We start from the raw sequence: 11,886 nt of genomic DNA on the forward strand, positions 1-11,886 counted from the left end.
AGCTATCTTCAAGCGCGAATTCAAAGCTGGAGGCGGAGCACGCTCCGCTGGCGAGCCGCTACTGAACACGAATGGGAGTACAGATGATGAGCACCGCACCCAAAAGCGCAGCTCCGGCCGCGGGTGGTGGTCGCGCGGCGACCAAGAGGGAGCTGCCCGAACGATTTAAGGCGTATAGGCACGTCTGGGTCTTCATCGAGCAGGAACGCGGGGTTGTGCACCCCGTCTCCTGGGAGCTGATGGGTGCCGGCCGCCGGCTCGCCGACAAGCTCAACGTTGACCTCGCCGCGGTTGTCATCGGCCCGGTCGGGGAGACAACGCAGCAGGCGGTCGCCGAATCCTTCTGCTACGGCGCCGACCTCGCCTATATCGTCGCGGACAATCTCTTGGCCGATTATCGCAACGAGTCCTATACCAAGGCGCTCTCCGAGCTAGTCAACACTTACAAGCCGGAAATCCTACTCCTAGGGGCGACCACACTCGGCCGCGATCTCGCCGGCTCAGTGGCCACCACCCTGCTCACCGGCCTAACTGCCGACTGCACCGAGCTCGATGTGGACGCCGACGGCTCGCTTGCAGCGACCCGGCCGACGTTTGGCGGCTCACTGTTGTGCACGATCTACACACTCAACTATCGTCCACAGATGGCAACCGTCCGCCCGCGCGTGATGCCGATGCCCGAGCGCGTGACAGGCGCCGTCTGGCGCGTTATCTCGCATCCGCTCGGGCTTGTAGAAGAAGATATCGTCACAAAGGTCCTGTCATTCCTGCCGGACCGCGATTCTACAAAGTCGAACCTTGCCTATGCCGACGTGGTCGTCGCTGGAGGGCTCGGTCTGGGATCGCCTGAGAACTTCCAACTGGTACAGCAGCTCGCAGACGTGCTTGGTGCCGAATATGGCTGCTCGCGGCCGCTGGTCCAGAAGGGCTGGGTCACCTCGGACCGACAAATCGGCCAGACCGGGAAAACCATTCGGCCGAAGCTCTATATCGCGGCCGGTATTTCCGGGGCGATCCAGCATCGCGTCGGAGTGGAGGGGGGCGACCTCATCGTTGCCATCAACACCGACAAGAACGCCCCGATCTTCGACTTCGCCCATATTGGTATCGTCACCGACGCCATTCGACTGTTGCCGGCATTGACCTCTGCATTCCGCGCGCAGCTGTCGCCGCACTCGCACGACCGCATCGCCGGCTAGGGAGCTTGTTATGATCGAAGAAAGATTCGACGCGATCGTCGTCGGTGCTGGCATGGGCGGGAATGCGGCGGCGCTTACCATGGCCGAGCGTGGCCTGAAAGTGCTGCAGCTGGAGCGCGGCGAGTATTCGGGGTCGAAGAACGTGCAAGGCGCCATCCTTTATGCCGATATGCTGGAGAAGCTGATCCCTGATTTCCGAGAAGACGCACCACTTGAGCGGCACCTGGTCGAGCAACGCTTCTGGATCATGGACGAGCGTTCGCACACGGGGCTTCACTATCGCTCCGATGATTTCAACGAGGAGAAGCCGAACCGCTACACCATCATCCGCGCCCAATTCGATAAATGGTTCTCGCACAAGGTCCGCGAGGCCGGCGCTACGGTGCTGTGCGAGACCACGGTGATCGATCTCCTCCAGGATTCCCATGGGAAGGTCGTCGGGGTGCGCACAGACCGCGATGGGGGTGAAATCCATGCAGATGTCGTCGTGCTGGCCGAGGGGGTGAACGGAGTGCTCGGCACGCGTGCGGGCCTAAGAGGGCGGCCGAAACCGGATAAGGTCGCGCTCGCGGTCAAGGAGATGCATTTCCTGTCGCGCGAGACAATCGATGCTCGCTTCAATCTCAAAGGCGACGAGGGGCTCGCCATCGAAGCCGCCGGAACTATCTCCCGGGGCATGACCGGTATGGGCTTCATCTATTCCAACAAGGAATGCATCTCCCTCGGTATTGGCTGTCTTGTTGCCGACTTCCAGCGTACCGGCGAGACGCCTTACGGCCTGCTCGAGGGTTTCAAGCGTCACCCCTCCGTCGCGCCGCTGATCGAGGGTTCGGAAGTAAAGGAATACTCCGCGCACTTGATCCCCGAAGGTGGGTACAAGGCGATCCCGCAGCTTTGTGGTGAGGGCTGGGTCGTCGTCGGAGACGCCGCCCAGCTCAACAACGCCATCCATCGCGAGGGGTCCAATCTGGCGATGACATCGGGCCGTATCGCGGCGGAAGCGATTTGTCTCATCAAATCGCGAAAAGATCCGATGACGGCCAAAAACCTTTCACTTTACAAGAAAATGCTGAATGATTCCTTCGTGATCAAGGACCTGAAGAAGTACAAGGATATGCCGGCTCTGATGCATACCCACTCGCAGAACTTCTTTCTCACATATCCGCAGCTCTTCTCGAGGGCGATGCAGGATTACGTGCGCGTCGACGGCACATCAAAGCTCGAGAAAGAGAAGCTGATGCTGAACTCGTTCATCAAGGCGCGGTCGTGGAGTGGACTGTTCAGCGATGCCCTCCGCATTGCCCGGGCCTGGCGCTGATCGCGAAGCACAGACAACGACGAATGACGGAGCCAGAAACAATGCCGAGCGAGCCATCCCAACGTGTCGAGGACAAGCTATTCTACAACCGTTATCTTGTTGATTCCGGCCGCGCCCATATCAAGGTGCGGCCGCACACCACGCCATCGTCGCGGCTCTTATCGATGCTGAAGGCTTGCCCGGCACGGTGCTACGAGCTCAACGATAAAGGTCATGTTGAAGTTACAGTCGACGGGTGTATCGAGTGCGGCACCTGCAGGGTGATCTGCGAAGAAAGTGGTGATATCGAGTGGAGCTACCCGCGCGGCGGTTACGGTGTGCTATTCAAGTTTGGTTGAAAGTTCAGGGGAGGGCCTGACCTTGGTAGGATGCGGCGTAGCGCGGCGACGCCGTCAACGCCGCCGCCGGCTACAACTTGGCCGCCTCATGCGCTTGCTCAGGCTCTTGGCGCGTCTGTTCCTGACAGCACTCTCCCTCGGCCTTCTGACGAACTCAGAAATCAGCCTTCTTCACGGACGACTAGGCAGAGCCCGGTAAGCGCAATCTTGATGCCAACCGTCTATATTCGAACGCACTTCGCAATCTACTGCTCAGCTCGCGTTGAATGATGAGTTCGAGGCCCGGTCGACCGATCTCATCAAAGACGAGTGGCTCCGCAACCATACCGGACCCAATTCTTGAAAATGGACCTTAGCGTGCGGAATGCAACGCGAGGTCTCCCGACGAGTGGCTGCGATCCAAGTGGCTGTGCGAACACTGAGTTCGAGACGAGACATGGTGCCGAAAGCGGTGCCACGGACCTGAAGCGGCGCTTTCCAGTGCACCAGGCCAAGATCTAGTAGCCGCCAAGCACGAGCAGATCACGAAATTAGCGCAATCTGACTCCTTCGGGACCGCCGGTTCCGCGTTCGTCAGCCGGGCCGCCCGCATGCAGCACACAATTTTGCACTTTCATTCGACCGAATCGGCAGGATATATCGTCGGGCGGAGAGCATGACGATGGTTCGAGTACAAAAGAGCAAAGCAGCCACCAACGCGCGGCGAGCACAGGCGCGCCGTGAGAGTTCGGTCGACGACATCCAGGCCCGCATAGCCGAACTGAGAAGCTTGCCGCGTGAGAAGCTCGCGGATGCGGTGTTCATGCTCTCGATCAATGCAAGACGGCAGGGCGAGTTGAAACGACAAGCGATCGAGAAGCGCGCCGAGGTCGCGTTGGACTTTGATCCGCCGCCGAAAGCTGATTTGGCGACCTATCTTGCGAGTGATGTGGTCTCGACCTTACGCCACCACGTTGCTGACCTTCCTTGCTTGACGTCTTGGTTCAGCGAGCGCCTGACGTTCGTTTCGCCGTCCATCGGGAGGAGGCCGTTTCGCTGCTCGCCGCCATAGTTCGCGTACAGCGGCTCGAAGGGGTCCTTGAAGGCCTCCGGCTCGCCGGGCTGCTGAACGAACCAGCGAAGGACCGCCATGCCGGGATCCGTTCGGAAGCGGATTTGAGGGGAGCTGCCGGCGGCACGTGAGTGTCCAGAGCGCTTTAAGGGAAAGTCCCTGTAGATGGAACGTCCAATCGGAACGGGGGACATCAGGCGCTTGGTTGCGAGGTCAAAACCGCGTCGAAATTCGCTGCGCAGTCCTTTTCATCCGTTTAGCGTTTATCGTCGACGCGGAGCCGCTATTGCAGGCAGCCCGGTCGCAGTCCCCGGCCCCGTCAAGCGCGGCGACTTCCCTGTTGGTGAGGACGAGATCCGTACTTCTGAGGTTCATCTTCAGTTGCAGCACGCTCCTTGCGCTGGAAATGGTGCGGTTCATGGAACTCTTCACTAATTCCCAAGCAAGGGAAATCACGGCAGGAGAGGTCGACGACCGAGCCGCGGCGATGCACCCAGAGCGGCGAAGGCGGTCGCTCAACTCATCGAGGCGCTTTGGTTGAAATCGGCTGTCCTTGTTCCGGTAGTCGCTGGGTGCGCGCTGGTGGACGGCCGGAGAGGCCCGGCAAAGTATTCTGCGATCCAATAGAGAATAGCAGACAAGCTCAGTGGCGGTCCCCTGCATAGCGGGCAAAGAGTCGTCTTTCCTGGTCGAGATAAACGCTCCGCGCGTGTACGCCATCACCCCATATCCTTGCCCGATACCCAGGGAAATGCGCCGGAAGTCGCCTCGTTTATTTGCTGGGTTCGCGAGCCGCACCGGATTTACCTCGCGTGCACGAACACGGCGAAGACATGGCCGAAATCCGCGGCTGAGTGTGCGGCCGAACGGCGCGTCTCCCGCCAATGCCGGTCTGATCGGTTAGTCAGCCCGCTCAAAGCCCACGAAGGCGCCTCGCGTGCTGCGGTAGCCGCACTTCAGTGAGCTACTGTAATAATCTGAAAGCATCCGATCGCAACTTCCATCACGATCAGCACGACTATAACCCACTCCAGACGCAGCGAGCGCCGTGTGTCGATGATGTCCGTCAGTGCGTTGGCTGTTCCGGAGATGGCCGACAGCTTGCGCTCGAGCATCTCAAGACGCTCCTTCAGTTCGTACTCGTCTTTCAGACGCGAATAGAACCGCTCGAGCTCCGGCTTGTCCCAGAGTGCGTCGGGCTTTTCGGCAATGGCGACGCGGCCCGCGACGCGCTGCTGGACCAGGAGCGCATTGCCGATCAGTTGGAGACCTGCGGCCCCGCGGCGTCCGGCCGCGCTCGGCTAGTTCACGTGCAAAGGGTTCGATCACGTCGAACACCGCGGCGACACGGCGCTCATCTCGCTCCAGCGCCGTGCTCTTGGCCAGCGTATCGGCGATCAGAAGCAGCCGGTCGTCGGTAAACTCGCTGAGACAAATCCGACCGCCCGGCAGGATGACCTCCGCGTCCTGGTCGTTGCAGAGCTGCACCTGCGCGCTCTCCTCTTCATAGGAGCTGAGTTCATCGATGACGCGCGACCTCAATGTATCGATCAGAGCGGTTTCCTCCGAGGGCGACAACCCGATGAGCACCACAACACCATAGCGGAAGATCACGACAAGGCCCGCATGTGTACGGAAAGCGACCGGCGTCGAGGACACCAGCGTTCCGATTTCGAGAGCCGACGGGTTGATACGATCGCCCAGCAGCGCGAATGCGCAGCATTGAGGCGGCCGCCGTCTGTCCGGAGACGGCAGTCTTACCGGGCGTAAGTTGATCCATGTTCACTTTAGCATCCGGTTTGCCGCCACTGCGACGCGATAGGCGTTCCCCCGGGACGGTCAAACACGTCCAGAACTTCGTCGCAGATGGTGCAGCGGAATTTGCCGGGCGCGTCGCTGAGAGATGATGCTGCGATCCCGCAAATGCCGGCTCCACAGTTTGGACGGATCGTCGCTATTTCCATGTTCGTGCGTGCTTGGCCGCAAGATCAATCGGACGACCCAGCAAGCCCTTGGAGGCAATGAGAGGTTTTCCGATTCGACGAGCCCGCCAAACATTTGGCGGCGCTCGAGGCGCCGTCCTTGAACAAGGTCGAGCAAGATTGATGCCGAACCGGTGCCTTCGCGCCAGCGGCCAGAGGATTTCCGCTTCAATGGGCGAGCGAGAATGTTTGTTCGAAACGGCACAGGTTGAGCAAAGACAGCGGCGCCATGTGTGTTCAATTTCGCCCAGAGCATGTCAGCTACAGAACACGTGGAATGTCGCGCGCTGCGGAGCTTTTCAAAGCGAAATCAGAGCCTTAACCGCGGTGGCGGCGCTGGCATAGCTGTTGCTATCGACATGTCGAAGTCCGAGCGAAGGCTGAGTGCACCCCCAATTCGATTGGCGAGACAGGACGTTGACCGGTTGACCGAGGGTGGGGAAGGTGAAGTGCCGTTTCCAACCGTCAGCCAAAAGACGGCCCGGCAAATTCTTGAGCTAAGACCCCGAGTACAATGACAGGCAGGACTTGAGACCATGCATATCGAACCGGGAATAGGAACAGGCGCCAAGCTCGGCTTGAGCTACGCGACAGGCCTTGCGACGGGCGGCGTCGCCGCCAAGCTTGTGGTCGAAAATATGCGCGAGCGGGGCGCCCTGTCATTTGCTGTGCAAGCCATGGCCGCGACGGGGCTTGTGTTCACGTTCTTCGAGATTCTCCCGCACTTTGCGGTTGGGGTCTCCGAGGTGCACTTCGTCCTCGGCTCGACGCTGTTCCTGTTGTTCGGCGCGGCGCCGGCTGCCTTTGGTCTTGCGCTCGGCCTCTTGCTGCAAGGCGTCCTCTTTGTTCCGACCGACCTGCCGCAATATGGTATGAATGTCACGACGCTTCTATTGCCGCTGTTTGCGATCCAGGCGCTCGCCAAGCGGCTCATTCCATCCGACACCGCCTATCGCGATCTGCAGTACAGCAAGGCGCTTGCGCTCTCGACCGCGTATCAGTCCGGCATATTTGTCTGGGTCGCGTTTTGGGCCCTCTATGGCGCGGGCTTCGACGCCGCCAACCTCTATAATATCGCATGGTTCGCGGTTTCCTATGCAGTTGTGGCCTTGGTCCAACTGGTCGCTGATCTGGCTGTGCCGGCGCTCGCAAAGCAAATTGGGCGGCGCGATTGCGGGCGGATCTGTCGCCCATCGCCTGTAGAAGGCATGTTGCCGTTGATAACAACGATGGCCGTCGGGTCGCCCGTTTTGCTCAAGCGATGCATACGCTTTCCCTGATAGCGACCGGCTGCAGCGGTCCCTGGCGGCGCGCGCTCGCTGCTGTCCGTCACAGCGATGCGGCCGAGCTTATGCTCATTCCGCACAAGGCGACCGGGAAATCATATCTCGCCGACTTGCGGCCGGCCGTCTGCGCCGGCTTGCTCGCTAATCAGCGGACGCAAACCACGGAGTTCGACCTGCTGGTGCGCGATGCGGCCGAGGCGGATTGCCGCAACGACGTGGAGCAAAGGCCGGATGCGGTCAGCGCAGCAGCCTGGTCGCAGAGCATCGCGGGCGAGGTTGGACGGGGGCGTCTTGCGCTGCTGATAAAAGAGGATTCATCCGTCGAACGAGCTTACCTATGGAACATTAGCACCCTCCTAAGCACTGCTGCGATGGAGCGCCTCTCGGCGCTTGCCAATGCTCTGCTGCACTCGGCGGGAATGTTCGCAGTTCGACAAAGAAGATCGCCATGCATGGATTGATCGTGGTGTTGACCATGCTCGCACTGTGCACAATCGTGTTGGCCGGCGAGTTGACGGGGCCGGCAAAGGTCATCAGCACCGACACCCTTGAAATTCACGGGACACGCGTTCGGCTCTGGGGCATCGATGCGCCGGACAAGACTCAAATGTGCCGAGATATCAACGGCAATCTATATCAATGTGGCCTCAGGACCGCGAGCAATCTTGAAGGCTTCATTGAAGATCGCGAAGTCAGTTGCCTGTCAGTCCTGAAGGATGAGTGTGGACGGACGACGGCGACCTGTTCAGCTCATGGCACCGATCTCGGAGAATGGCTGGTCCGTAACGGTCTCGTGCTCGATTGGACGCGATATTCGGGGGGACGATACCACGCTGCGCAACGCGCGGCTGATAGTGCCGGACTGGGCTTATGGGCGGGCAGCTTTGCCGTACCTTGGTTATATCGAGCGTGCGTTCGGTTAGGGGGTGGGCCAGCCCGCTGTTCTGATGACGTGAATGCACATCCTTAACGGGTATTCCCCACACTAGAATGTGCGATAATCGGCTCCGCGTGAGTTGACAGTCACGAGGTCGCGGCTCCGCAGGAAACGACACCATCTGGGCCGCTTGCAAACCTTGGACTCCCGGTCATGCCAGGGCGCCGCCTTTTGAGTTCGAGAGAGAGACGCATTCGCCTCGGAAGAAGACGGAGTTCTCCGGCCTAACAAGACAATGGCGTGGCACGGAAACAACATCAGATTCCGACGGGTAGAGGTTGAGCGGAAAGAAAGAAGCCCAGTGGGGTTCAAGGCACCACTGGGCAAGGTAGGCAACACCAATGTGGCTTGGGATGCAGCCTACCTCCACTCCACGACTCTAACTCTCAGGCTTTGACATTCCCAGAGCTGATTCCCAGAGGCCGCCAGATGCTGTCCCCCAAACTTTTATACGCGCACTCAAATCTGACGGACCGAGCAGGTGTGAGCGCTTGCTCAACACCGGCTCCGAGGGGGCCATCGAAACGATGGTAGTCGAATTGCGGCGTTTGCCGCGGGAAGCCAGATAGGTCCCTTCTCGGAAACTTTCGCTGCTGTTGGCGATATCAGCCGGGATTGCCTTTCCAAGCCACGGCTGCTGCGACGTAGTCCAGCGTTTGACCGTGCGGGCAACAGGCGTAACACAACACGTGCCGTTTCGGTGACAAAGACGTGTGAACCTGCGTTGGAGGCGCCGATCACAACAATGCCAGAGAAGGCAATACATCTGTTCATATGGCTAGAAAACAGCGTGGCCCGCTCACCACTGGCTCGATATCCGCCGAATGAGCAACATCGCATGTGGCGAGCGCAACTACAGCGGCGGCCCGAACAAGAACATCCGATCGCATATCATCTCCCGAGCAGGTCGTCCGTGCCTTCAATGAAGCTTGAGCCCCTGAGGTCGCCGCGTCGCTCCGACGCCCTCGTGGTGTGCAGACACTGTGTCGAGGGATGCGATGCAAGCTTCCGGCATTTTCAATCGCGATGTCGTCTACGCGACAAGAGCGGTCATTGTGCAAACAAGCCGCCGGTCTGAGGTCGAACACCAATCGCATGTCGCGCGCCGGCGCCTCAGGTCGATGATTTTTGTGAACGCTCCTGCGAAAGAGATTAGGTGCTCCAGCTTCTTTACAACCGAAACAATGAAGCCGTACCCGGTTCGAGGCTCGGAGCTGTCGCAAGCTCACCTGACTGATCCGATGTAAGAGTTGAACTGGTCGGCAGTCCGTGATCGTGCCGGCGCGGGATGGTCGCAAGCAGTGCGGAGCAAACGAACACGATCTGCCGATCACATCGCTCTGTGATGCATCTTCACCCCTGCTGCTCCGCAGACCAAGGATTGCCTGACTCCGGCATGCGACCTTTTTTGGCCGCCGCCCGTAGATCAGCCGGATAGCTGGGGATCCGTTGCTGTTCTATTCGCATGTGAGCTCGGCAGCGAATTGTTCGTGCCATTCTGGCCGGTGCTATCGTGCCAAACGCAATGGCGGTGGGGACGCTGATGGGCGGCTGCCGTATCGTCCGCACCATGGGCTTTCGCATTGCGACAACTGAGAGTCGCGGCCAGCAGGTCTCGGCCCAGAGGGCCTGCATCGGCATCTGGTTCATGGCTAGTTTCCTCGGCCACTCCAAGCCGCGCCCCACGGCGGTGCGCTGGAACGCGGCCAGCCCAATTGTCCATGCCTGGACAATCACGGTGCCGGCCTCGGCCATCGTTGCGGCGCTGACCTGGTGGGGGTCAATGCTATCGATGTATTTTGTCAGGACACGAGCTTCAGCCCAACAATGCCGGCGACGATCAGTCCGATGCTGGCAAGGCGAAACGCGGCGGCCGGCTCCCCGAACAGGATGATGCCGAGCGCTGCGGTGCCGACCGCACCAATGCCGGTCCAGACCGCATAGGCAGTTCCAATGGGCAGCGTCTTCAGAGCGAGGCCGAGCAGGATCACGCTACCGGCCATGGCCGCGAGCGTGAGCACCGACGGAACGAGCTTGGTAAAGCCCTCGGTGTATTTGAGGCCGATTGCCCAGGCGACCTCCAGCAGGCCGGCGACCAACAAAATGCTCCAGGACATGGCGATCCTCCGTTCGTGGCAGGGTCGTCCCCGCGGCTGATATGATGATGAGCTGTAAGGCCGCTCTCGCCAGAGCTCGCAATTCGCTTCGATCAGGCAGGGAGGCAACTTCTCTCAAAGATCAGCGTTCGGACGTTAATGGTTCGGCGAATTCACACGATCGACAAAGCAGAAAACCCTCTGCTCCGTTCATGCGATCGGCAATGTTGCAGAAAGTCGCCCCTTCGAAGAGATCCTTGTACCTGTCGCGGAGGAGGTTGCCCAAAACGTGTCGTCGCTCAAAATCCATGCAACAGAAAGTAACATCGCCGTTTGGGAGAAGAACATTACGATATTGCCGTTCGTCAGGACATGTCAGTGCTCCAAGGAATTGCTGTCGTGCTTCAACCATCTTAAGCTCGCCGCTGCCAGCCCTGCTGCGCGGCGGTCGCGAGCGAAGCAGCGCTTCGTCAGGAATTATGTCGACAAGTGCGGGATGCACCTCCCCCATGACTATGAAGAGCAATGATGAAATGTCGGCATCGACAAGTTGGCGCATCAAATCGACATAGTTACTCGTGACAAGACCACTGTCCATGTGCGTGCCGTCATCAAAAACGTGCACCAGGAAAACGCGGAACTGCAGCGCACGCAAGCGTCTTAGATCCCGCCCGTTCATTCCTACGAGGCTTGTGAAAATCCGGACTCCATGGCCACACGCGTAGGCATGCTCAACCATTTCGGTGCAAGCCGGATTGAGCCAAGGCTCCGAATACCCGGAAAAGCTGATGTCGATAGCAGCTGGCACGCGCGCCAGGCATCGCTTGAAATCTTGGAGAGAAAGATGCTTCACGTCGGATATCGTTCTTTGCCGTTCGGCAAACTTGTCCTGCTGGCAATAAGAACATCCGACGACACAGCCCGTTGTCGTAGTTACCTCCAGGATCCTGCCGCCGATGGTAGAGCGCAGCTCCTGTAGAGTCATTGATTGTATATTATCCACTTCCGCGCTCCGCGTTTGGAAGAAAGAGCTCTTGAGGGGGACCGTCGATCTGCATTCCTCATGCCGGTCCGCTGTTGCATCATTCTCGAATCGTCAATCAGCGCGACACGGCACGCTCGTAAGCGCGGCTGTGACAGATGAAGAGAGCGCCACGGCTCTTCCCCCTAGCGCGCCCAGTCCTGCAGTATAGGGCAGTTGCCGTGTGGACATGCATCGATGGGTTGGTCTAACGTCTCGCTTGTTCCAAAAAGCATCACTCATGCCAAGTGCGGTAGTGTCCAGTAGTCGACACGTCCGCGACAAATGTCGTCATAATTGCGCAAGCGGAGCGCAACTCTACGCGATCGAAAGCGTACAATATGACGCTACGTACGATTCAAGCTCTCTCGAAAATGATTTGAATGGCAGCTTTCTTGTGAAATGTGGCGGCGTTGCCGCCCTCCGGAGCGCCATGTCATTATGATCGACGTGTGTCGGCATCGGTCCCGAAGGTACGATTTCGAGCGCCGTCGGCCGCAGTCGAGAACACAAATTCTTCATCGCGCCTTGATGCAGCAAATCATGAATTTCAACACTGGAAAACGGTGACGAACGCCTGAAGGTGCTGCCCATATGGCTTGTACGCTCGCCGCATGGTCCTTTGGGATGTTGCTCGCCCACGCCGTTGGTGAGATAC

The 11,886-nt window shown here is 59.2% G+C and carries 12 protein-coding genes; 7 read left to right on the top strand and 5 right to left on the bottom strand.

Annotated features, from left to right (window positions below; all coding sequences use genetic code 11):
* Window positions 1-83 precede the first annotated feature (83 nt).
* The 4 genes from AB7245_RS06420 to AB7245_RS06435 all read left to right on the top strand — a co-directional run bounded on the left by AB7245_RS06420 (window position 84) and on the right by AB7245_RS06435 (window position 3,906).
* Entirely contained in the window at window positions 84-1,199 is a 1,116-nt protein-coding gene (locus AB7245_RS06420; protein ID WP_425364267.1) for an electron transfer flavoprotein subunit alpha/FixB family protein, read from the top strand.
* 10 nt (window positions 1,200-1,209) lie between these two features.
* Window positions 1,210-2,517: an FAD-binding protein gene (locus AB7245_RS06425; RefSeq protein WP_439033973.1), complete on the top strand. Its 1,308-nt coding sequence runs from the start codon at window positions 1,210-1,212 to the stop codon at window positions 2,515-2,517.
* 41 nt (window positions 2,518-2,558) lie between these two features.
* Window positions 2,559-2,855, top strand: a complete 297-nt coding sequence (locus AB7245_RS06430; protein ID WP_085383486.1) for a ferredoxin family protein — start codon at window positions 2,559-2,561, stop codon at window positions 2,853-2,855.
* Between the two features lie 655 nt (window positions 2,856-3,510).
* Window positions 3,511-3,906, top strand: coding sequence for a hypothetical protein (locus tag AB7245_RS06435; RefSeq protein ID WP_439033974.1), 396 nt, complete (start codon window positions 3,511-3,513; stop codon window positions 3,904-3,906).
* 213 nt (window positions 3,907-4,119) lie between these two features.
* Here the strand turns inward: AB7245_RS06435 and AB7245_RS06440 are convergent, their stop codons facing one another.
* From AB7245_RS06440 to AB7245_RS06450, 3 genes are all read right to left on the bottom strand, one after another.
* On the bottom strand, window positions 4,120-4,326 hold the full coding sequence (locus AB7245_RS06440; protein ID WP_439033975.1) for a hypothetical protein: 207 nt from the start codon (window positions 4,324-4,326) through the stop codon (window positions 4,120-4,122).
* Window positions 4,327-4,862: 536 nt separating this feature from the next.
* On the bottom strand, window positions 4,863-5,117 hold the full coding sequence (locus AB7245_RS06445; RefSeq protein ID WP_439035704.1) for an RMD1 family protein: 255 nt from the start codon (window positions 5,115-5,117) through the stop codon (window positions 4,863-4,865).
* The gene (locus tag AB7245_RS06450) at window positions 5,023-5,565 is read right to left on the bottom strand and encodes an RMD1 family protein (protein ID WP_439033976.1); all 543 of its coding nucleotides are present in this window, start codon (window positions 5,563-5,565) and stop codon (window positions 5,023-5,025) included. The genes AB7245_RS06445 and AB7245_RS06450 overlap by 95 nt, the downstream gene beginning before the upstream one ends.
* Window positions 5,566-6,424: 859 nt before the next feature.
* Between AB7245_RS06450 and AB7245_RS06455 the strand changes: the two genes are divergently transcribed.
* The 3 genes from AB7245_RS06455 to AB7245_RS06465 all read left to right on the top strand — a co-directional run bounded on the left by AB7245_RS06455 (window position 6,425) and on the right by AB7245_RS06465 (window position 8,144).
* Window positions 6,425-7,168, top strand: coding sequence for an energy-coupling factor ABC transporter permease (locus tag AB7245_RS06455; protein ID WP_439033977.1), 744 nt, complete (start codon window positions 6,425-6,427; stop codon window positions 7,166-7,168).
* A 71-nt stretch (window positions 7,169-7,239) separates the two neighbouring features.
* Window positions 7,240-7,635: a hypothetical protein gene (locus tag AB7245_RS06460; protein WP_439033978.1), complete on the top strand. Its 396-nt coding sequence runs from the start codon at window positions 7,240-7,242 to the stop codon at window positions 7,633-7,635.
* On the top strand, window positions 7,623-8,144 hold the full coding sequence (locus AB7245_RS06465; protein WP_439033979.1) for a thermonuclease family protein: 522 nt from the start codon (window positions 7,623-7,625) through the stop codon (window positions 8,142-8,144). Before AB7245_RS06460 ends, AB7245_RS06465 begins: the two co-directional genes overlap by 13 nt.
* Before the next feature lie 1,769 nt (window positions 8,145-9,913).
* On the opposite strand, the gene sugE is transcribed toward AB7245_RS06465, so the two are convergent.
* Entirely contained in the window at window positions 9,914-10,228 is a 315-nt protein-coding gene (gene sugE, locus AB7245_RS06470) for a quaternary ammonium compound efflux SMR transporter SugE (RefSeq protein ID WP_439033980.1), read from the bottom strand.
* Between the two features lie 121 nt (window positions 10,229-10,349).
* On the bottom strand, window positions 10,350-11,192 hold the full coding sequence (locus tag AB7245_RS06475) for an SPASM domain-containing protein (protein WP_439033981.1): 843 nt from the start codon (window positions 11,190-11,192) through the stop codon (window positions 10,350-10,352).
* Window positions 11,193-11,886 lie beyond the last annotated feature (694 nt).

The organism is Bradyrhizobium sp. 604_D8_N2_3 (assembly GCF_051810765.1).
GTDB lineage: Bacteria > Pseudomonadota > Alphaproteobacteria > Rhizobiales > Xanthobacteraceae > Bradyrhizobium > Bradyrhizobium barranii.